This window comes from Nesterenkonia alkaliphila (assembly GCF_009758175.1).
GTDB classification, from domain to species: domain Bacteria; phylum Actinomycetota; class Actinomycetes; order Actinomycetales; family Micrococcaceae; genus Nesterenkonia; species Nesterenkonia alkaliphila.
Genome location: NZ_WRPM01000024.1, coordinates 21,860 through 42,606 on the forward strand (window position 1 = coordinate 21,860; position 20,747 = coordinate 42,606).

The 20,747-nt window shown below is 67.8% G+C and carries 19 protein-coding genes; all 19 read left to right on the forward strand.

The window, feature by feature from the left end:
* Positions 1 to 53: 53 nt before the first annotated feature.
* Entirely contained in the window at positions 54 to 467 is a 414-nt protein-coding gene (locus tag GNZ21_RS03520; protein WP_157321383.1) for a DUF3040 domain-containing protein, read from the forward strand.
* 283 nt (positions 468 to 750) lie between these two features.
* Positions 751 to 1,182, forward strand: a complete 432-nt coding sequence (gene mraZ, locus GNZ21_RS03525; protein WP_157321385.1) for a division/cell wall cluster transcriptional repressor MraZ — start codon at positions 751 to 753, stop codon at positions 1,180 to 1,182.
* Between the two features lie 156 nt (positions 1,183 to 1,338).
* Complete coding sequence (gene rsmH, locus GNZ21_RS03530; RefSeq protein ID WP_157321387.1) at positions 1,339 to 2,343, forward strand: 16S rRNA (cytosine(1402)-N(4))-methyltransferase RsmH; 1,005 nt, start codon at positions 1,339 to 1,341, stop codon at positions 2,341 to 2,343.
* A complete protein-coding gene (gene ftsL / locus GNZ21_RS03535; RefSeq protein WP_157321389.1) occupies positions 2,340 to 2,990 on the forward strand; it encodes a cell division protein FtsL in 651 nt (216 codons plus the stop codon). Before rsmH ends, ftsL begins: the two co-directional genes overlap by 4 nt.
* A gap of 20 nt (positions 2,991 to 3,010) precedes the next feature.
* Positions 3,011 to 4,786: a peptidoglycan D,D-transpeptidase FtsI family protein gene (locus GNZ21_RS03540; protein ID WP_157321391.1), complete on the forward strand. Its 1,776-nt coding sequence runs from the start codon at positions 3,011 to 3,013 to the stop codon at positions 4,784 to 4,786.
* On the forward strand, positions 4,783 to 6,441 hold the full coding sequence (locus GNZ21_RS03545; RefSeq protein ID WP_229659420.1) for a Mur ligase family protein: 1,659 nt from the start codon (positions 4,783 to 4,785) through the stop codon (positions 6,439 to 6,441). Before GNZ21_RS03540 ends, GNZ21_RS03545 begins: the two co-directional genes overlap by 4 nt.
* The gene (locus tag GNZ21_RS03550; RefSeq protein WP_157321393.1) at positions 6,438 to 7,922 is read left to right on the forward strand and encodes a UDP-N-acetylmuramoyl-tripeptide--D-alanyl-D-alanine ligase; all 1,485 of its coding nucleotides are present in this window, start codon (positions 6,438 to 6,440) and stop codon (positions 7,920 to 7,922) included. Before GNZ21_RS03545 ends, GNZ21_RS03550 begins: the two co-directional genes overlap by 4 nt.
* On the forward strand, positions 7,919 to 9,025 hold the full coding sequence (gene mraY, locus GNZ21_RS03555) for a phospho-N-acetylmuramoyl-pentapeptide-transferase (RefSeq protein ID WP_188503527.1): 1,107 nt from the start codon (positions 7,919 to 7,921) through the stop codon (positions 9,023 to 9,025). The genes GNZ21_RS03550 and mraY overlap by 4 nt, the downstream gene beginning before the upstream one ends.
* On the forward strand, positions 9,022 to 10,572 hold the full coding sequence (gene murD / locus GNZ21_RS03560; protein WP_188503526.1) for a UDP-N-acetylmuramoyl-L-alanine--D-glutamate ligase: 1,551 nt from the start codon (positions 9,022 to 9,024) through the stop codon (positions 10,570 to 10,572). Before mraY ends, murD begins: the two co-directional genes overlap by 4 nt.
* Positions 10,573 to 10,583: 11 nt before the next feature.
* A complete protein-coding gene (locus tag GNZ21_RS03565; RefSeq protein ID WP_157321394.1) occupies positions 10,584 to 12,071 on the forward strand; it encodes an FtsW/RodA/SpoVE family cell cycle protein in 1,488 nt (495 codons plus the stop codon).
* Between the two features lie 14 nt (positions 12,072 to 12,085).
* Positions 12,086 to 13,180 carry an undecaprenyldiphospho-muramoylpentapeptide beta-N-acetylglucosaminyltransferase gene (gene murG / locus GNZ21_RS03570; RefSeq protein WP_157321396.1) on the forward strand — a complete coding sequence of 365 codons (1,095 nt, stop codon included), beginning with the start codon at positions 12,086 to 12,088 and terminating at the stop codon, positions 13,178 to 13,180.
* Positions 13,177 to 14,598: a UDP-N-acetylmuramate--L-alanine ligase gene (gene murC / locus GNZ21_RS03575; protein WP_157321398.1), complete on the forward strand. Its 1,422-nt coding sequence runs from the start codon at positions 13,177 to 13,179 to the stop codon at positions 14,596 to 14,598. The genes murG and murC overlap by 4 nt, the downstream gene beginning before the upstream one ends.
* Entirely contained in the window at positions 14,595 to 15,359 is a 765-nt protein-coding gene (locus GNZ21_RS03580; protein WP_157321400.1) for a cell division protein FtsQ/DivIB, read from the forward strand. Before murC ends, GNZ21_RS03580 begins: the two co-directional genes overlap by 4 nt.
* Positions 15,360 to 15,742: 383 nt before the next feature.
* The gene (gene ftsZ, locus GNZ21_RS03585; protein WP_188503525.1) at positions 15,743 to 16,936 is read left to right on the forward strand and encodes a cell division protein FtsZ; all 1,194 of its coding nucleotides are present in this window, start codon (positions 15,743 to 15,745) and stop codon (positions 16,934 to 16,936) included.
* 184 nt (positions 16,937 to 17,120) lie between these two features.
* On the forward strand, positions 17,121 to 17,834 hold the full coding sequence (locus tag GNZ21_RS03590) for a purine nucleoside phosphorylase YfiH/LACC1 family protein (protein WP_188503524.1): 714 nt from the start codon (positions 17,121 to 17,123) through the stop codon (positions 17,832 to 17,834).
* Between the two features lie 5 nt (positions 17,835 to 17,839).
* Entirely contained in the window at positions 17,840 to 18,601 is a 762-nt protein-coding gene (locus GNZ21_RS03595) for a YggS family pyridoxal phosphate-dependent enzyme (protein ID WP_157321402.1), read from the forward strand.
* A 49-nt stretch (positions 18,602 to 18,650) separates the two neighbouring features.
* Entirely contained in the window at positions 18,651 to 19,283 is a 633-nt protein-coding gene (locus tag GNZ21_RS03600) for a cell division protein SepF (RefSeq protein WP_157321404.1), read from the forward strand.
* Positions 19,284 to 19,312: 29 nt separating this feature from the next.
* Positions 19,313 to 19,603 carry a YggT family protein gene (locus GNZ21_RS03605; RefSeq protein ID WP_188503523.1) on the forward strand — a complete coding sequence of 97 codons (291 nt, stop codon included), beginning with the start codon at positions 19,313 to 19,315 and terminating at the stop codon, positions 19,601 to 19,603.
* Positions 19,604 to 19,750: 147 nt separating this feature from the next.
* Positions 19,751 to 20,737, forward strand: a complete 987-nt coding sequence (locus GNZ21_RS03610) for a DivIVA domain-containing protein (RefSeq protein ID WP_157321405.1) — start codon at positions 19,751 to 19,753, stop codon at positions 20,735 to 20,737.
* The last annotated feature ends 10 nt before the right edge of the window (positions 20,738 to 20,747 follow it).

Here is a 20,747-nt window from a genome sequence, read left to right on the forward strand (position 1 = left end):
TCGAGAAGATAGACTGAGAATCCGGAGACCACAGGACCACCAAGGAGCATCTCATGCCACTGTCGGAGCGCGAGCAGCGGCTGCTGAAAGAGCTGGAGCAGCAGCTTCAGACGGAGGACCCCAGCTTTGCCAGCTCGCTTCAGGAATCTCCTGTGGGCGGCAAATTCAACGTCCGCAATCTGGTGCTCGGCCTATTGCTTGCAGTAGTGGGCCTCGGGGTGCTCATCGTGGGCATCTACCAACAGCTTATTCCGGTGGGCATCCTCGGCTTCCTGGTGATGGGTGCCGGGGTCTACTTCGCCACAGCCGGCGGCCCGGCCTCGCCCAAACCCGGCGGCGGCAGCGGAGGCAGCAGCAATGGCGGCGGCTCCGGCGGCTCAGGGCCCAAGGGCTCAACCCCCAGTCCCTCCGGCGGCTCCTTCATGTCCTCCATGGAGGAGAAATGGGAGAAGCGCCGCCAACAGTAGGCGCTCCACTTTCCACCACCAAGCCCCTGCGCTGACCGGCGCGGGGGCATTTTTCTGCCTCCACGGCGCTGCGCCGGCCATTCCCCTCCACCAGGCACCCCACCTCCCTCCACCACGCCCCACACGATAAAAGCCCTGGTCAGAAAGGGGTGGTGGGGCGGCGTCGTCATCCATGCCGGGCCGCTGGGGAGGAGTCTGCGCCATAATGGTTGGAAAGTGGGGGAAAGTGGAGTAAAGTGGAGCGCGATGGGCTGGTCATCGGATATGTGAGGAGTCAGGCGCCATGTTCCTCGGCACCTATACCCCTCGCCTGGACGATAAAGGCCGCCTCATCCTGCCGGCGAAATACCGGGATGAGCTCGCAGACGGGCTGGTCCTCACCCGCGGGCAGGAGCGCTGTATCTACGTGTTCAGCACTGATCAGTTCGCGGCAGTGCATGCACAGATGCGGCAGGCGCCCCTGACCTCCCGTCAGGCACGTGACTACATCCGCGTGTTCCTCTCCGGGGCCTCAGACGAGACTCCGGATAAGCAGGGCCGGGTCACCATCCCCCCGGGCCTGCGGGAGTACGCGGGACTGGACCGTGAGGTCACAGTGATCGGAGCCGGAGACCGGGCCGAGATCTGGGACAGCACAGCCTGGAACACATACCTGGAGGAGAAGGAGTCGGAGTTCTCCTCCACTGATGAAGAGGCCATCCCGGGCCTGTTCTGATAACCGAACATGCCGGCCCTTGAGTGAGCCTCCTTACCGGACCGGCGCATCCTGACTTCACTTCCCCGATGTCAGGCAGCGCCGGCCCCGGTGGGGGAGCAGATTCAAGGGCCGGATTGGTCCAAGGTGCTCGGCCAACACGCAGCGGAGGTGACCATGAGCGCACAGGCAGCTCAGAAGCATGTGCCCGTCATGCGCGAGCGCTGCACCGAGCTGCTGGCCGCCGCCTGCCGCAGCTTCACAGATAACGACGCCGCCACACCAGTGATCATTGACGCCACCCTCGGCATGGGTGGGCACACCGAGGCGGTGTTGGAGGCTGTTCCGCAGGCGGATGTGATCGGCATCGATCGTGACACCCAGGCGCTTCAGCTGGCCGCAGAGCGTCTGGAGCGCTTCGGCAGCAGGTTCCGCGGGGTCCGGGCCGTCTATGACGAGGTGGCAGAGATCGCCGCGGAGCTGGATGACCGCCAGGTGCTGGCCGGGGTGCTCTTCGATCTGGGGGTCTCCTCCCTGCAGCTGGATGAGGCCGAGCGCGGCTTCGCCTACTCCTATGACGCCCCGCTTGATATGCGCATGGACTCCAGTGCGGACTCTGAGGATCCCACCGCCGCCGAGCTGCTGGCCAGCATCAGCCAGGAGGAGCTCAAGCAGATCCTCTCCGAGTATGGTGAGGAGCGCTTTTCCGGGCGGATCGCCTCCGCCATTGTCCGTGCCCGGGACTCCGCGCCGCTGCGCACCACCGCGCAGCTGGCTGCAGTGATCGACTCCGCGGTACCGGCGGCCGCCAAGCGCACCGGCGGGCATCCGGCCAAACGCAGCTTCCAGGCCATCCGGATCGCAGTCAACCGGGAGCTGGAGGTGCTGAAGCGGGCCGTGCCGGCAGCGATGGACGCGGTGGCCCCCGGGGGTGCGGTGCTGGCCCTGTCCTACCACTCGCTGGAGGACCGGATCGTGAAACGAGCTTTCGCCGAACGCACCACCTCATCTGCCCCCGCTGGGCTGCCGGTGGAGCTGGCGGAGCATAGACCCACCTTCAGGCTCCTGGTGCGCGGGGCCGAACCGCCCCAACCGGCGGAGATCGCCCAGAACCCGCGAGCCGCCTCCGCGAAACTGCGGGCGGCTGAGAAGATCAGCACAATGGCAAGGAGCACCTCATGAGCGTTCTCCCGATGGAGGAGCTGCGCGCCGCTGGCCGCGCTGATGGTCAGCGTGCTCAGGGTCGCCAGGCCCAGGACCGGCCGTCCCTGGAGGCGCTGCCGAAGGTGCGCCGCCGTCAGCGCGGCATGCTCGCTTCAGTGCTGCTGCTTCTGCTCACCGCCCTGGGCGCGGTGCTCGCGGTGAACATCCACGTGGCCAACTCGCAGTATCAGGTGGTGCAGCTGACCAATCAGCACCGGGATCTGGTGCACCAGAACCAGGCCCTGGCCCAGCAGGTCCAGTTCCTGGAGTCCCCGCAGAGCCTCTCGAACTCCGCAGTGGCTGTGGGCATGGTGATGCCGGCCACCGCCGGCACCTTCGACCTCAGCAGCGCTGAGATCGTCAGCTCCGCCGAGGCCGCCTCCAGTTCAGAGGTGCCCTCCAACTTTGTCGGCGCCCCCGGCTACAGCCAGCCGGAGACTGCCGCCGCCGATGTGTCCCAGCAGGCCTCCGGGGCGCCCTCCGGACTTCTGGGGGCCGGCGCGTTGCACACGCTGAGGCAAGCTCCTGCAGGGGAGAATGGATCAGGCGGCGGCGAGGAGTCCGCCTCCAGGCCAGGCTCCGCACTCCACGGCGGAACCATCCCAGCCCCCGATGTGACCGACTGACCGCTAGGAGAGGAGCACCTATGGCGCGAACACTCTCACTGCGGATGCGCATCGGCCTGGCAATCGTGCTGGCCATGCTGGTGGTGCTCGGCGGCAGGCTCTTCCACGTCCAGGGACTGGACCCGGCGGGCCATGCCCAGGAAGCCATCTCCAACCGGCTGCACACGGTGGAGCTGCCCGCCGCCCGTGGCAATATCCTCGACTCGCAGAACCGGCTGATGGCCTCCAGCGCCGACCGCTATGACATTGTGGCTGACCCCCGGATGACCGGGGACTACACCGTCTCCGATGAAGCCCTGGGTATGCGCCGCCCGGTGACCGTGGAGGAGACGGCCCAGGAGCTGGCCGTCATTCTGGAGCGGGACTATCATGAAGTGCTTCAGGCACTGACCGCCGAGGACACCCACTACTCGGTGGTGGCCCGCAGTGTCACCCCCGAGGCCTATCAGCAGGTGGCGGCTCTGCGCGCCCCGGGGATCTACGCTGAGCCGGTCTCCGAGCGGACCTACCCGGCCGGCTCCGTGGCCGGCTCTGTAGTGGGCTTCATGGGCTCAGACGGGCCCCTGGAGGGCATCGAGCTGGTGCAGAACGAGGCACTGACCGGCGAGCCCGGGGAACGGATCTACGAGGTCGGCGCCGACGGGGTCAGGATCCCCACCGCCACCTATGAGGAGATTCCCGCCCAGGACGGCCAGGATGTGCGCCTGACCATTGATCAGGACCTGCAGTGGTTCGCCCAGGAGGCCATTGCGGCAAAGGCCAATGAGTACAACGCACAGTGGGGCAACGCCACTGTGGTGGACCTCCGCGAGGGCAATGAGGGCAAGATCCTGGCCATGGCAGATTCAGAGACTGTGGACCCGGCCGACCCGGGGGCCACCGATGAGCTGTTCCGCCGCCCGCTGGCGCTGACCCAGTCCTTCGAACCCGGCTCCACCGGCAAAGCTGTGACCTTCGCCGCAGCCCTGGAGGAGGGCCTGATCTCTGGGGACGACCCGTTCAGCGTGCCCTACCGGCTCACAGTCAACGGCGAGACCTTCCGCAACGCACGCTCCCATGACCAGTACCAGATGACCGCCGCAGGGATCTTCGCCCGGTCCTACAACACCGGCACCATCATGATCGGCAACAAGATGGATGAGCAGACCCGCTATGACTATCTGCGCAGAGTCGGCTATGACCAGCCCATCGACATCGGCCTGGGCATTGACGGGCAGTCCTATGTCCGCCCGCCGGAGGAGTGGGACCGCCGCCAGCCGATGACCACCCAGTTCGGCCAGGGCTACGAGGGCACGGTGATGCACAATGTGCAGCTCTACCAGATGCTGGCCAATGGCGGAGTCAGGCACCCGCTGCGCATTGTGGACGCCACTGTTGAGCCCGACGGCACCGAGCACCCCGTAGTCGCCGAGCCCGAGCAGGTCTTCTCCCCGGACACCTCTGAGGAGATGCTCAAGCTCATGGAGGGTGTGGTCGAGTACGGCTCCGCCCAGGGGGCAGCCATCGAGGGCTACCGGGTCGGCGGCAAGACCGGCACCGCCGAGGCCGCAAGTCGCAGCGGCGGGTTCGACGGCTACACTGTCAACTTCGTGGGGGTGGCCCCACTGGACGACCCCCAGTTCCTGGTCTCGGTCACCGTGCACCGGCCAGCCGGTGAGTTCGGCGACTGGGACCTCACCGACACCTTCCAGGACATCATGACCCACACGCTGACCAGCTACGACGTGCCGCCCTCCGATGCCGAGTCGGAGGCCTATGATGGTTTCGTGGGTGAGCGTCAGGACTATCCGTGGTGAGCTTTGGCCAGCAGAGCTGGGGCACTGATGTCGGCACCCTCGCCGAGCAGCTGGTAGCCTCCGGGTACGGCCCCATCATCACCCCGGTGGCTGAGACCGCAGACCGGGTCCGGCTCACCGGCGCTGCTATGAGCCCCGCCCAGGTGGAGCCCGGGGATCTGTTCGTAGCCGTCACCGGTGCCCGCGCCCATGGTGCAGACTTCATCGATCAGGTGCTCCAGCGCGGGGCTGCCGCTGTGCTCACCGACCCCGCCGGGGTGGCCAAGGTCCGCGAGGCAGCCGGCTACCGGCTGCCGGTGATCGAGGTCCCCGGAGTCCGCGAGGCCGCCGGCCCGGCCGCCGCAGCGATCTACGGCACCACGGCCACCTCCGACCCGGCCCTGTTCGGGGTCACCGGCACCAACGGCAAGACCACCACCACCTACTTCCTGCGCAGCCTGCTGGACACTCTGCTCACCGGGGCCGGCCGAAAGACCGGACTGATCGGCACGATCGAGATTTCAGTCGGTTCCATCGATACCGGATACGAACGCATCGCCTCCGATATGACCACCCCGGAGGCAGTGGCCCTGCACAAGCTCATGCACTCTTTCCGGGAGAAGGGCGTGGCGGCCGCCGCCATGGAGGTCTCCAGCCATGCCATCAGCTACCAGCGCATCTCGGGGCTCTATTACGACGTCGCCGGGTTCACCAATCTCACCCAGGACCACCTGGATCTGCACGGCACTATGGAGGACTACTTCGCCGCCAAGGCTGAGCTGTTCCGCCGGGCGCGTACCCGCACCTCGGTGATCACTGTCGATGATGCCTATGGCCACCAGATGGCCGCCGAGGCCACCGGCCACGTGGTCACCCTGGCCACCACCGGCCAGCCCGCCCAGGCCCACTGGGAGGTCACTGAGGTGACAGCGCAGGGGCTGGGCAGCGCCTTCACCCTGGTCAACCGGCACACTGGGGAACAGATCCGCACCTCCACCGCCCTGCCCGGCAGCTTCAACGTCTCCAATGCCGCACTGGCCGCGGTGATGGTGCTGGAGGCCGCAGCCAGCACTGAGCGCACCCAGGGCTTCACCCGCGCTGATGTGGTCAAAGCCCTGGAGACTGCGGAGCCCTTCCACATCCAGGTTCCCGGCCGGATGCAGGTGATCGCAGAGCGGCCAGCGGCCATTGTGGACTTCGCCCACAACCCGGATGCGATGATCCGCGCCCTGGGTGCGGTGCGCAGACCCGGCGGAGGCAAGCTCATCCTGGTGATCGGCGCCGCAGGGGAGCGGGACGTGACCAAACGCCCCACAATGGGAGCGATTGCGGTACGGATGGCCGACCACGTGATCATCAGCGATGATGACCCCCATGGTGAGGACCCCGCCGAGATCCGGGCCGCTCTGATGGCCGGGGCGCAGGATGCCATCGCCACCGGGGGGCTGACCACCCGGCTGGAGGAGATCTCCCCGCGCACTGAGGCGATCGCCGCCGCGGTGGATGCCGCCGGGCCGGAGGACACTGTGCTGCTGGCCGGCCGGGGTCACGAGGGCCACCAGGATGTGGCCGGCACCCGGGTGGAGATCGATGACCGGGCCGAACTGGCCAGGGCCCTGCAGGCCCGGGGCTTCACCACCCTGGCCCAGCCCAGCGCCGCCGGGAGCACCGCATGATTCCCCTGAGCGCAGCAGAGATCGCAGCGGCCGTCGGCGGCAGGCTGCGCGGGTTCGATCCCCCCGATATCCCCCAGACCACCGAGGCCCCGGATCCCCGGCAGCTGATCCTCACCCATGCCGATACCGATTCGCGGAACATGCGCACCGGATCACTGTTCATCGCCAAACCGGGGGAGAGCACCGATGGGCACCGGTTCATCGACTCCGCTCTGGCCGCAGGCGCCCAGCTGATCCTGGCCGAACGGGAGACCCAGACTCCGGCGGGGGAGCCGCACCCAGCGGTGATTGTGGACGACGCCGTGGCCGCCATGGGTGCCCTGGCCGCTGAGATCGTGGCCCGGATCCGCCGCGCCTCGCCCACCACAGTCATCGGGATCACCGGATCCGCCGGCAAGACCACCACTAAGGACCTGCTGCGGGCCGTCCTGGAGCCCGAGGGCCCCACTGTGGCACCCCAGGGCTCCTACAACGGGGAGGTCGGGGTGCCGCTGACCGTGTTCTCCGCTGAACTGGAGACCCGGTACCTGATCATCGAGATGGGCGCCGACGGGCCCGGAAACATCGAATACCTCTGCCGAATGGTCCAGCCGGACATCGGTGTGGTGCTCATGGTGGGCACCGCCCACGCCGGGAAGTTCGGCGGGGCGCAGAAGATCGCCCAGACCAAGGGCGAGTTGGCCGAACTGGCCACCCAGCATGTGATCCTCAATGCTGACGACGCCCAGGTGGCGGGCATGGCCACCCGCGCCACCGCTGCGATCACCTGGTTCGGCGAATCCGCCTCCGCCGATGTCCGCGCCGAGAACCTCACCCTGGACGCCGCGGGCCACCCGAATTTCACGCTGAGCATAGGTGGGGAATCTCACCCTGTGACCTCCGGACTGATCGGAGCCCACCACGTGACCAATGTTCTGGCTGCTGCTGCCGCTGCCCGAGCGGCCGGGGCGGCGTCGTCGGCCGTGGCCCAGCGGCTGACCGGACTGGGCGCCAGCTCGCGCTGGCGGATGGAGCGCACTGAGCGTGCCGACGGGGTCACCATCATCAACGATGCCTATAACGCCAACCCCGAATCCATGCGCGAGGCCCTGCGCACCCTGGCCACCCTGGCCCGGGACTCCCGGCGGCGCAGCGTGGCAGTGCTGGGGCCCATGCTGGAACTGGGCGAGGAGTCGGTCTGGCTGCACCATCAGCTCGGTGAGACCGTGGTCCGGCTGAACATCAGTCAGACCCTGGTGGTGGGCCAGGAGGCCTACGGGCTCTACCGCGGTGCTATTGCGGAGGGCTCCTGGGCCGATGAGGTGCACTGGGCCGAGACCCTGGAGCAGGCCGAGGACTGGCTGCAGGCGGCCCTGCAGCCAGGGGATATCGTGTTGTTCAAGGCCTCGAACTCCGCGGGGCTTAGACTTCTCGGTGACAAAATTGCCGCTGGCGCCGCAGAGACACCCCGCCAGAGACCGTTACAGGAAGGAACTGAGTGATCGCCGTCGTAATCGGTGCCGCCCTCGGGCTGCTCATCACCCTCCTGGGTACCCCGCTGTTCATGAACTTCCTGGTCAAGCGGGGATACGGTCAGTTCATCCGTGAGGACGGGCCCACCACCCACCACGTCAAGCGCGGCACCCCCACTATGGGCGGGGCGGTGATCATCCTGGCCTCGGTGCTCGCCTACGGCATCACCCATGCGGTGATGCTGCTGACCTCCCAGGCCGCCACCGGGCCCACCGCCTCAGGCATGCTGGTGCTGCTGCTGATGGCCGGTATGGGCCTGGTCGGGTTCTTTGACGACGCCGCCAAGATCACCAAGAAACAGTCCCTGGGGCTGAGCCCCTGGGCCAAGATCATCGGCCAGGGCGCAGTCGGCATCCTCTTCGCCGCACTCGCCCTACAGTTCCCCAACTCCGAAGGGCTCACCCCGGCCTCCACCGCAATCAGCTTTGTGCGTGAGACCGCCCTGGACTTCGCAGTGTTCGGCACGATCGCCGCCGGCATCCTCTTTGTGATCTGGGCGAATTTGATCAACACCGCCACCACCAATGCGGTCAACCTGGTGGACGGACTGGACGGACTGGCCGCCGGGGCCACCGCCATGGTCACCGGGGCCTATGTGATCATCTCCATCTGGCAGTACAACCAATCCTGCGGAGGAGTGCGCGCGGTGGAGGCGGTCTGCTACACCGTGCGGGACCCGATGGATATGGCCACCCTGGCCGCAATCATCACCGGCGCCCTGATCGGGTTCCTGTGGTGGAACACCACCCCGGCCAAGATCTTCATGGGCGATACCGGGTCACTGGCCCTGGGCGGCGCGCTGGCCGGATTCGCGATCCTCTCCCACACCCAGCTGCTGCTGGTGATCCTGGCCGGGCTGTTCGTGATCGTCACCTGCTCGGTGATCATCCAGGTGGGCTACTTCAAACTCACCAAGGGCAAGCGGGTCTTCCTGATGACCCCGCTGCACCACCACTTCGAGCTCAAAGGCTGGTCCCAGGTCACCGTGGTGGTCCGGTTCTGGATCATCGGCGCCCTGGCTGTGGGCATGGGCCTGGCCATCTTCTACGGCGAGTGGGTGCTGACTCAGTGAGTGGTCAGCCCACCCTTGCCCACCTGCACGGCTGGGACGGGCCCTGGGAGGGCCTGCGGGTGCTGGTCACCGGCTTCGGGGTGACCGGCTTCTCCGCCGCGGACACCCTGGCCGAACTCGGCTGCCAGGTGGTGGTGGTCGACGCCGCCGCCACCGCCAAAAAGCAGGACGACGCCGCCACCCTCACCACGGTGTGGGGGGACCGGCTCAGCTTCCGGTTCGGCAGTACTGATCCCGCCGAAGACCCCACGGCGACTATCAACCACTTCGACGGGCAGAACCCGGAGCTGATCGTCACCTCCCCGGGATGGCGGCCGGACTCACCGATCATGCTGGCCGCCGCCAGTGCCGGTGTTCCGGTCTGGTCCGAGGTGCAGCTGGCCCGCCGGCTCGGCGCTCGGCCCGGAGCCAGGCAGCCCGACTGGCTGCTGATCACCGGCACCAACGGTAAGACCACCACAGTGACTCTGCTGGAAGCCATGCTCACTGCAGCCGGCCGCCGTGCCGTGGCCTGCGGGAACATCGGGATGCCGGTGCTGGATGCGATCCGTGACCCCGAGGGGTTCGATGCATTGGCCGTGGAGCTCTCCAGCTTCCAGCTGCACTACACCGAACCTCCGGGCCAGTACGAGGCCAACCCGCTGGCCGCGGCAGTGCTGAACATCGCCGAGGACCATGTGGACTGGCACGGCAGCCTGAAGGGCTACCTGGCGGATAAGGCCCGCATCTATGAGGGGGTCCGCAGCGCCTGCATCTACAACGCCGAGGATCCGGTCACCGAGCAGATGGTGGCCGGTGCAGAGGTGCTCGAAGGTGCCCGAGCAGTGGCCTTCACCACCGGCTCTCCGGATGTCTCCATGCTGGGGGTGGTGCGCACTGAGGACGGCGAAGACGTGCTGGTGGACCGGGCCTTCCTGGACAACCGCCGCCACCAGGCCCTGGAGCTGGGCACCCGCTCCGATCTGGGGCAGCTGGTGCCCAAGCACCTGGTGGCCAACGCCCTGGCCGCCGCAGCGCTGGCCCGCGCCGCAGGGGTGCCCCCCGAGGCGGTGCAGCAGGCGCTGGGAAGCTACCAGCCGGCCGAGCACCGCATCCAGCCGGTGGCCCAGGCCGAGGATGTGCTCTGGGTCAATGACACCAAAGCCACCAACCCGCATGCCGCTGCGGCCAGCCTGAGCAGCTTCTCCGAGGTGGTCTGGATCGCCGGCGGGCTCTCCAAGGGGGTGGACTACTCCGAGCTCGTCCAGCAGGTGGCCCCGCGGCTGAGGCATGTGGTGCTCATCGGCACAGACGCCTCCCAGCTGCGTTCCAGCCTTGAGCGACACGCCCCCCAGGTGCCGGTCACCGAGGTGCCCGGCGGCGATGATGGAGTGGCAGTAATGCGCAGCGCAGTGGCGGCAGCAGATACCCAGGCCCAGCCCGGGCAGGCGGTGGTGCTGGCCCCGGCCGCGGCGTCGATGGACCAGTTCGCCTCATACATCGCCCGCGGTGAGGCATTCATCGAGGCCGTGGCAGAGCTGATGCGGCGCAAAGGATTCAACAGCTAGGGGAGGTGCTCATGGACAAGCGGCCACCACGGGTGCCCGCCGGCCGGAAGGACTCAGCAGTCCTCACCCCGCCCTCAGCTTCCTCCCCCGAAGAGCCGGATCAGCAGCCCACCGGTGAGATCACCAGAGGCCACCTCCGCACCGTCGAGGATCCTGACCCCGATGAGGCCCGAGGCGAAGCCGATGGGCCGACTTCAGGCGGAACCAACACTGCCAGCTCTGACGGGTCGGCCGGCCGGGCCTGGCGGGACCGCCGCGCCCAGCAGCGCACCGAACGGGTCGCCAAGTTCTGGAATATCTTCGAGGGGGGCAACCCCTATACCAACTACTGGCTGGTGCTCGGGGCCACCATCGCCCTGGCCGCCTTCGGCCTGACCATGGTGCTCTCCTCCACCTCGGTGGACAGCACCGGCCAAGCCTTCACCACCGCCACCCGCCAGGCGGTATGGGCCGGCATCGGAGTAGCAGGAATGCTCGTCCTGACCCTGATCCCCACCAAATGGATGGGCTGGATCGGCTGGGCGGCCATGATCACCGCCGGGGTGCTGCTGGCCCTGGTGGCCTTCTCACCCTGGGGCCACACCGGTGGTGGGTCCACCAACTGGCTGCGCATCGGCCCGGTGCAGGGCCAGCCCTCCGAGGTCGCGAAACTGGCCCTGGTGCTCTGGGGGGGCGCCGTGCTGGCCAGAAAGGGCCGGCTGATCCAGCACGCCACCCACTGGATGATGCCCTTCGTGGCACCGGGGGCGCTCTCGGTGCTGGTGCTGGTGCTGGCCGGCGGTGACCTCGGCACCGCCATCGTGATCATTCTGATCGTGGCCGCCCTGCTGTTCGCCGCCGGGGTGGGCATGCGCTGGTTCTTCGCAGCCGGTGTGATGGCCGCCGGGGCGGTGGCCCTGCTGATGTGGATCACCCCCTACCGGATGATGCGCGTCTACGCCTGGCTGGGCATGAACTGCGATCACCCCACCGAACCCTGCTACCAGACCGAGCAGGGCCTCTACGCCCTGGCCTCCGGCGGGTTCTGGGGCGTGGGGCTGGGGCAGTCCCGGCAGAAGTGGGACTATATCCCCGAGGTGCACAACGACTTCATCTTCACCATCATCGGCGAGGAACTGGGCCTGCTGGGCACCGCTACCGTGCTGGGCCTGTTCGCTGTGCTGGTGGTGGGTATCTTCCGGGTAGCCCACGGGGTGCAGACCGACGACTACCACGGCCGGTTCGTGAAACTGGTCTGCATGGGCATCATCGCCTGGCTGGTGGGCCAGGCCTTCATCAACGTCGCAATGGTCACCGGGCTGATCCCGGTGGTCGGGGTGCCGCTGCCCTTCATCTCCTACGGCGGTTCGGCCCTGACGGTGGCGCTGCTGGCCATCGGAGTGGTGCTCAACTTCGCCCGCCGGCAACGGCTGGAAGCACGCCGGCCCAGGTCCCGTCCCAAGAGGCGGCGCAGGCGGTCTACACTGGCACCGCTGAACAAGAAGACCACACCCGCCTGAGAAGAAGGAACTCTATGAGCGCTGCCACCGTCGTCCTCGCCGGCGGAGGGACAGCCGGACACATCTCTCCGCTGCTGGCCATCGCCTCCGCCGTGCACCGTCTGGACCCTCAGGCAGCGCAGTCGGTGATCGGCACCGCTTCCGGTCTGGAGACCCGCCTGGTCCCCGAGGCCGGCTACCCGCTGGACCTCATCGACAAAGTTCCCTTCCCGCGCCGGCCCACCCCCGATGTGCTGAGCTTCCCCTCCCGGTTCAACCAGGCCACCCGGGAGGCCCAGGCGATCCTGCAGCGCAGGGGAGCAGACGTCGTCGTCGGGGTGGGCGGCTATGTGTGCCCCCCGGTGTACCGGGCGGCCAAGAAGCTGGGCATCCCGGTGGTGCTTCACGAGGCCAATGCTCGCCCCGGGCTGGCCAACCGGCTGGGCGCCCGCTCGGCGGCATTCGTCGGCACCGCTTTTGAAGGGACCCCGCTGAAGGGCGCCGAATGGGTGGGGATGCCGATGTCGCAGCAGATCTCCCAGCTGGACCGGGCCGGGCAGCGCGCCGCAGCCCGCGAGCAGCTGGGACTGGACCCAGAAACCCCCACCCTGGTGATCACCGGCGGCTCATCCGGGGCGCTGAACCTGAATCAGGCCGTGGCCTCAGCCCTGAAGGACCTGCTGAGCACCGGGGCCCAGGTGCTGCACCTGACCGGCCGGGACAAAGAGGTCTACGACGCCACCGGGAAGCTGCTGGCTGCCCCCGGGTACCACCAGCGGGAGTACCTCGACGGTATGCACCTGGCCTATGCGGCAGCCGATCTGCTGATCGCCCGGGCCGGTGCCGCCACAGTGTGTGAGGTCGCCGCAGTGGGCCTGCCGGCGGTGTTTGTGCCGCTGCCCATCGGCAATGGGGAGCAGGAGCTCAACGCGCGCGGACTGGTGGATGCCGGCGGTGCGCTGCTGGTCAAGGACGAGCACTTCACCCGGGAGTGGATCAGCCGCAATGTGCTGCCGCTGCTGAAGGACCCGCGGCTGCTGGCCACTATGGAGAAGCACTCCGCCGAGCGCGGCATCTCCGATGCCGATGAGCGGATGGCCCGCGCCGCCCTGGAGGCCGCCGCCCGATGAGTACCGGTTCGACGCTAGGACCTACGCCGGCAGGGCTGGCCCAGCTGGGCCGGGTGCACTTCCTGGGGCTGGCCGGAGTCGGCGTCTCCGCAGTGGCCCGGCTGATGCTGGCCGCCGGGGTGCCGATCTCCGGCACCGACGCCAAGGAGCTGCCGGTCCTCGATGAGTTCCGCGCCGCCGGCGTCCCGGTGCGGGTGGGCTACAGTGCCGAGAACATCGCCTCGGTGGAGGCTGAGACCGGCCAGCGCATCAGTACTGTGATCGCCTCCTCTGTGGCCACCGCCGGGAACCCGGAGTACGACGCCGCCGCAGCAGCAGGTGCCCGCCTGCTGCACCGCTCGGAAGGCCTGGCCGCCTGTATGGCCTCCCGCCGGGCGATCGCTGTGGCAGGCACCCACGGTAAGACCACCACCAGTTCGATGACCGCAGTGATGTTCAGCGAACTGGGCCTGGACCCCAGCTTCGCCATCGGCGCCACGGTGGCCGGCCTGGGCTCCAACGCCAAGCTCGGCACCGGGGAGTGGTTCGTGGCCGAGGCCGATGAGTCCGATGGTTCCCTGCTGAACTACACCCCAGAGGTAGCGGTGGTGACCAATGTGGAGCCCGACCACCTGGACCACTACGGCACAGCTGAGGCCGTGGAGCGGGTCTTCGAGGAGTTCACAGAGCGGATCACCTCCGGCGGGGCACTGGTGCTCTGCCTGGATGATGCCGGTGCCGCCGCCCTGCTGGACCGGGTCCGCGACCAGCTGACTCACCGCCGGATACGGATCCTCACCTACGGCACGCACCCTGAGGCCAGCCTGCGGCTGCGCGACATCAGCACCTCCGGGGCCGGGCAGTCGGCCATCCTGAGCCTGCCCGGCGAGCAGGCTACGCTGGCGCTGCCTGTGCCTGGGCTGCACAATGCGCTCAACGCCGCCGCAGCGGTGGCCGCCGGCATCGCTGCCGGACTCCGCTTGGGTGATTGCACTGCCGCGGTTGGTCAGTTCACCGGCTCCTCCCGCCGGTTCGAGCTGCGCGGCGAGGCCGCCGGGGTGCTGGTCTATGACGACTACGCCCACCACCCCACTGAGGTGGCCGCAGTGCTGGCCGCCGCCCGCAGTGCGGCACCAGGGAAGGTCCATGCCGTCTTCCAGCCCCATCTGTTCAGCCGCACCCGGGACTTCGCCGCAGAGTTCGGCCGCCAGCTGAGTGCTGCCGATACCGTGACCGTCCTGGAGATCTACCCCGCCCGGGAGCAGCCCATCGCCGGGGTCAGCGCCGAGCTGCTGGGGCATCCGGTGCTTCAGCCCCAGGAGGCCGCGGCGGCGGTGGCCGCTGCCGCCGAGCCCGGGGATATGGTGCTGACCATAGGGGCCGGGGACATCACCCACCTGGGGCCGCAGATCTTGGCGGCCCTGCAGGAGCGGCAGTGAGCGAACCGGGCAGATCAGCCGCCCTGGAATTTCCGGAGCCGGAGGCAGTCGCCGCGCGCCGGCGGCGTCGTTATTCCCTGTTGGGCCTGGCCGGGGTCTTCGCCCTGCTGTTGGGACTGGTGGCGGTGGTCTACTTCTCCCCGCTATTGGTGCTGCGCAGCATCGAGATTGAGGGCAATGAGCTGGTCACCGACCAGCGCGCTGATCAGCTGCTCTCCGATCTCTACGGCCAGCCGGTGGCCCAGGTGGGCACCGGGGCAGTGCGGGAGCGCCTCGCCGCGGAGAACGCAGTGGCCGAGGTGCAGACCCGGATCGAACTGCCCGCCACCCTGCATGTGGAGCTGGTGGAGCATCCGCCGGTGGCCGAGGTCCACCGCGATGGGGATGTGCTGCTGTACTCCGAGCACGGGGAGGTCATCCGCACCTTCAGCGGGCCCGAGCAGCTGGAGGCGGAGGACTACGCCACCCCGCAGATCTCCTCCGAGGCGGCCCTGGAGGATGAGGCGGTCTTCGGCACCATCGTCTCAGTGCTGGGCCAGCTGCCACCGGAGGCCCGCGCCCAGATGGACGCAGCCACCGCGGACTCCATCGACTCAGTGCAGCTGCAGCTGGCCGATGGGCGCGCCGTGGTCTGGGGTTCGGATGAGCGCGGCCATGAGAAGGCTGCAGTGCTGCAATCCATCCTCAGCTCACAGGAGGAGGAGTTCCTGGAAGCGGAGGTCATCGATATCTCCACCCCCACCGCCCCGGTGATCCGCTGAGCTGAGCCAGACGTGTCTGATGAGCAGGGGCGCGTCTGATGAGCCGGCGCCACGGCTGCAGGTATGGTGGTCGCAACAACTGAAAACACAGCAGAATAGGCGCCGACCTCCCCGCTGCTCAGGTTCAAGCTCAACTTGAACCTTGCTGGTGGTGGCGGCGGAGCTGAAGAATGACTGATTGTCACGAAGACTCCCAGCCGGCGGGCATATGCCGCGACGGGGTCCACCGTGGATGAGCTGCCCGAGGCACCCGCGAACTGTCTCGGTCGGCATCGGACCCACGGTGAGACGGGTGAAGACAGTGAGGAGTCGTTCTCGGCTTCGCCCGCCGGCGGGGGTCTTCGTGCACTTATGACTTTTCGAGAGCTAAGGGACTAACTCACGTGGCAACACCGAACAACTACCTGGCCGTGATCAAGGTCGTCGGCATCGGCGGCGGCGGCGTCAACGCCGTCAACCGGATGATCGAGGTGGGCCTGCGCGGCGTGGAGTTCATCGCCATCAACACCGATGCCCAGGCCCTGCTGATGTCCGATGCAGATGTCAAGCTCGATGTGGGCCGTGAGCTGACCCGGGGCCTCGGCGCCGGCGCCAACCCCGAGGTGGGGCGGCAGGCCGCCGAGGACCACACCGAGGAGATCGAGGAGGTCCTGCGCGGAGCTGACATGGTGTTCGTCACCGCCGGCGAGGGCGGCGGCACCGGCACCGGCGGAGCGCCCGTGGTGGCCCGGATCGCCCGCTCCCTGGGCGCGCTGACCATCGGTGTGGTCACCCGTCCCTTCACCTTTGAGGGCCGCCGCCGCGCCACCTCCGCTGAAACCGGCATCGAGGCGCTGCGCGATGAGGTGGACACCCTCATCGTGATCCCCAACGACCGGCTGCTCTCCATCTCAGACAAGAACGTCTCGGTGCTGGACGCCTTCCGCTCGGCTGACCAGGTGCTGCTCTCCGGTGTGCAGGGCATCACCGATCTGATCACCACCCCGGGCCTGATCAACCTGGACTTCGCCGATGTGAAGTCGGTGATGCAGGGTGCCGGCTCGGCGCTGATGGGCATCGGCTCGGCCAACGGCGAGGACCGGGCGGTCAAGGCCGCCGAACTCGCCATCGCCTCCCCGCTGCTGGAGGCCAGCATCGACGGCGCCCACGGGGTGCTGCTCTCCATCCAGGGCGGTTCTGATCTGGGCCTGTTCGAGATCAACGAGGCGGCCCGCCTGGTCCAGGAGGTCGCCCACCCGGAGGCCAACATCATCTTCGGCGCCGTGATCGACGACGCCCTGGGCGATGAGGCCCGGGTCACCGTGATCGCCGCAGGCTTCGACCAGGCCGATGTCACCTCCAAGCCCGCGGCCCCGGCTGCACCCGCCCAGCCCCAGCGCCCGGTGGCACCGGTGGCCGGAGCAACTGCCGCCGGTGCTGCCGCAGCCTCGGCCGGCTCCCAGGACACGGCACCCCAGCAGCGGATGTCACCGGCCTCTGCACCGGAGTCCACTGAGGAGGAGCTGCCGGAAATCGTGGAGTCCGACTACACCGGCAAGAACGACGACGACCTCGATGTCCCCGACTTCCTGAAGTAAGCCCACTGCTACCCCTGCCCCAGCTCCGCCCTCTTGGGTGGGGCCCATCCTTGCAGGAGGGTCGGAGATACTGGCGGTCCACTAGCGCGTGTGACTCTAAAGTCCCAGGGTTTGTTGCAGAATCAGCCCGGACAGCGCCGAGAATGCAACAAGGGCTGGGTGTTCGGCGAAGAAGGGAAGGTCCGTGGCTTGGTGGTGGGAGACTGAGCATGCTGGGTTCCGCCTGGGGTTCACCTCCCGGGCCCAGGGCAATCTGGCGCTTCACGTGGGTGAAGGTAACGACGCCGCGGCCAACCGGGCGCGCCTGGCGGCCCGCCTCGGCCTGGCAACCGGCCAGCTGCGGTTCCTGAACCAGGTGCACTCCGCCGAGGTGGTGGACGCCTCCGAGGCCGACCCCGTCACCGTGCACACCGGTGATGCCTGGATCTCACCGGATGGCTCGCACCCGCTGGCGATCATGGTGGCCGACTGCCTGCCGGTGCTCTTGACCGCCCAGCGTGCAGACGGCACTCCGCTGACAGCGGCCGCACATGCCGGCCGGCCCGGGCTGATCGCCGGAATCCTGGAGAATACGGTCGCCCAGCTGCGCAGGTACTCCGCGGTAGAGATCACCGCCTGGATCGGGCCCGGGGCCTGCGGGGACTGCTACGAGGTGCCCCAGAAGATGCATGATGAGCTCACCGGGGACCGGCCGGCACTGTCGTCCACCACCCGCTGGGGCACCCCAGCCCTGGACCTGCGTGCCCAGGCGGCAGTGGTGCTGCAGGCCGCCGGCGTAGCCGTGGTTGATGTTCCCGGCTGCACCATCGAGGCCCCGCAGCTGTTCTCGCACCGGCGCAGCCAGCGCACCGGAGAGCCCGAAGGCCGGCTCGCCGGGATCATCACCCCAGTAGGGTAGAGCTGATGGATTATGTGACTGCCTTCCGCTCCGCTGCGGAGAACACCGAGGACCCCCGCACCCGCCAGCTGGCGCTGAACCTGGCTGCGGTGCACCAGCGCATCGACGCCGCGGTCGAAGCATCCGGCAGGCAGGACCGGCCCGAGCTGATCGTGGTCACCAAGTACTTCCCCGCAGAGGACGTGCAGCGGCTGCACCAGCTCGGCGTCCGTGAGATCGGCGAGAACAAAGACCAGGAGGCCGCCGCCAAAGCCGCCGCCACCGGCAGCCTGACCCAGCTGCGCTGGCACTTCATCGGCCAGCTGCAGACCAATAAGGCCAAATCCGTGGCCCGCTACGCCCACTCGGTGCACTCAGCCGATAGGGCCAAGCTGATCCGGGCCCTGGGTGCCGCCACTGACCGCGCTGTGGAAGAGGGGCACCGGGATTCGCCGCTGGAGGTGCTGATCCAGGTGGACCTGCGTGACCCGCTGCCCGATGACGGCCGGGGCGGGGCAGATCCGGCGCAGATCCCCCAGCTCGCCGAGGCCATCGCCGGCACCGAGCATCTGCAGCTGGCCGGGCTGATGGCCGTGGCCCCCTTGGGGGAGGAGCCTGCCCCGGCCTTCGCCAGGCTCCAAGAGCTGTCGGCAGAACTATCAGCAGCACATCCGCAGGCCACCGCGATCTCTGCGGGTATGAGTCAGGACCTGGAACCGGCTGTGCAATATGGTGCGACACGCCTACGGATCGGGCGCGATGTCCTCGGTGAGCGGCCCCAGCACTAGTAATGTCTCAATTGCGACACAACCGTAACCTTCCCCAGGAGCTTGAACCATGGCCGGTGCATTCAAGAAAACGATGATCTACCTCGGCTTGGCCGACGGTGACGACTACCACGAGGACAGCTTCGGCAGTGATGAGAACCGCTCATCCCGCCACGCATCCACCGGCGGTGCCGCAACAGCCACTGCCACCCAGACCCGCCCGGCTGCAGCCCCCGCCCAGCCCACCGGGGCCGTGGTGAGCCTGGCCGACCACGCCGCCGCCACCGCTGCCCCGGAGCGCAACGAGGATCCGGCCGGCTCCTACAACAGCACAAACCTTGCGGTGGACCCGGACTACCGGGCACCGGTGACCCCCATCAAGCGTGCCCCCTCCTCCCGGGATGAAAGCTCAGAAATGCGAAAGATCACCACAGTCCACCCCCGTTCCTACAACGACGCCAAGATCATCGGCGAGTCCTTCCGTGAGGACATCCCGGTCATCATGAACGTCACTGAGATGGGCGAGGCCGAGGCCAAGCGGCTGGTGGACTTCGCTGCCGGGCTGGTGTTCGGCCTGGGCGGCTCCATCGAGCGGGTCACCAATAAGGTCTTCCTGCTCACCCCCAAGAACGTTGAGGTGCTCGCCGAGGAGAAGCCTGCCGCTGAGCCCGAGGCCAGCGCCAAGTTCTTCAACCAGAGCTGAGAGGCCTACAACAGGTAGGCTAACTGTCCGTGGACCTCATCACCGCACCGCTCTATATTGTCCTGACCGTCTACCAGTACGCCCTGGTGACCAGGATCATCTTCAACATTACCGAGTCCTACGCGCGCGATTGGCGGCCCCGGGGCATTGTGCTGGTGGTGGCCATCGCCACCTACAGCATCACCGATCCGCCGCTGCGCTGGCTGAACCGGAAGATCCCGCCGCTGAACCTGGGTGGCATCGCCCTGGACCTGGGGTTCATCATCGTGTTCTTCGCCGTGGCGATTGCCAAGGGGCTGTTGACCGGCACAGCGGTCTGAGGGCGGCGTCGTGGTCTTGGAACCACTGTGCCGTAATGAAGCCTGACTTGAAGGTTCAGGTCGAGCCGGGCCAAACTTGCTGGGTATTCTGTCCGCCGAGACACTGTTCAGCCCTAAACCGGCATTGACGATGAGGTGACGCTTCCCATGGCTCTGACGCCTGACGATCTCCTGAACAAGGAGTTCCCGGAGACCAAGTTCCGCCCCGGATACGATAAGGACGAGGTCGATGACTTCCTCGACGAGGTCGTGGTCGAATGGCGCCGCCTGATCCAGGAGAACGAGCAGCTGCGCTCCGAGGTCGCCACCCTGCAGGATCAGCTGGAGGGCACCGACTACGTAGAGCCGGACGAGCTCAATGACGCCGGGCTCTCCGGCTATGCAGGCACCGCCTCCGAGGTCACCGACACCTTCCAGGCGATCCAGGACGACGACGCCGCCCAGGGTGAGCAGCCCGCAGCTGAGCCAGAGGCTGAGGCACCTGCCGAGCAGCCCGCCGCGGAGCAGCAGCACCAGGGCGATCCCAATGTCACCGCCTACCCCGAGTACGCGCTGGGCACCCGGCCCGCCCAGGAGCGCCCGGCAGCCGAGCCGGCCGCCGCAGCTTCCAGCGAGTCCCCCGCCGCCGAGGCCGCAGGTGTGCTGGCCATGGCCCAGAAGCTGCACGATCAGTACGTTGCCGAGGGTGAGCAGACCCGCGCGGCCTACATCACCGAGGGTGAGCAGACCCGCGCGGCCTACATCGCCGAGGGCGAGTCCAAGCGCGCTGAGCTCATCTCCGAGGGTGAGACCACTAAGGACCAGCTGATCAGCGAGGGCACCGAGAAGCGTGCTGAGCTGATCGCCGAGGGCGAGCAGACCCGCGCCGAGTACATCGCCGAGGGCGAGGCCAAGCGCACTGAGCTGATCACCGACGCCGAGACCCGCGCGGAGTCGATGATCGAGGAGGCCGAGCTGACCTCCACCCGGACCCTCAACGCCCTGGAGCGCAAGAAGGGCGACCTGGAGTCCCGGGTCAGCGAGCTCACCGGATTCGAACGCGACTACCGGGCCCGGCTGAAGGACTACATCGAGTCCCAGCTCAACGAGCTGAACTCCAAGGGCTCCATCGAGCGCGAAGCCGCCGGAGAGTAAACCCGGAGCA

Coding starts and splice junctions, on each gene's coding strand:
- GNZ21_RS03565 (WP_157321394.1), top strand. CDS start 10,584: ATGGACAAGCGGCCACCACGGGTGCCCGCCGGCCGGAAGGACTCAGCA.
- GNZ21_RS03540 (WP_157321391.1), top strand. CDS start 3,011: ATGGCGCGAACACTCTCACTGCGGATGCGCATCGGCCTGGCAATCGTG.
- rsmH (WP_157321387.1), top strand. CDS start 1,339: ATGAGCGCACAGGCAGCTCAGAAGCATGTGCCCGTCATGCGCGAGCGC.
- murC (WP_157321398.1), top strand. CDS start 13,177: ATGAGTACCGGTTCGACGCTAGGACCTACGCCGGCAGGGCTGGCCCAG.
- ftsL (WP_157321389.1), top strand. CDS start 2,340: ATGAGCGTTCTCCCGATGGAGGAGCTGCGCGCCGCTGGCCGCGCTGAT.
- GNZ21_RS03520 (WP_157321383.1), top strand. CDS start 54: ATGCCACTGTCGGAGCGCGAGCAGCGGCTGCTGAAAGAGCTGGAGCAG.
- GNZ21_RS03610 (WP_157321405.1), top strand. CDS start 19,751: ATGGCTCTGACGCCTGACGATCTCCTGAACAAGGAGTTCCCGGAGACC.
- GNZ21_RS03595 (WP_157321402.1), top strand. CDS start 17,840: ATGGATTATGTGACTGCCTTCCGCTCCGCTGCGGAGAACACCGAGGAC.
- murG (WP_157321396.1), top strand. CDS start 12,086: ATGAGCGCTGCCACCGTCGTCCTCGCCGGCGGAGGGACAGCCGGACAC.
- GNZ21_RS03600 (WP_157321404.1), top strand. CDS start 18,651: ATGGCCGGTGCATTCAAGAAAACGATGATCTACCTCGGCTTGGCCGAC.
- mraZ (WP_157321385.1), top strand. CDS start 751: ATGTTCCTCGGCACCTATACCCCTCGCCTGGACGATAAAGGCCGCCTC.
- GNZ21_RS03550 (WP_157321393.1), top strand. CDS start 6,438: ATGATTCCCCTGAGCGCAGCAGAGATCGCAGCGGCCGTCGGCGGCAGG.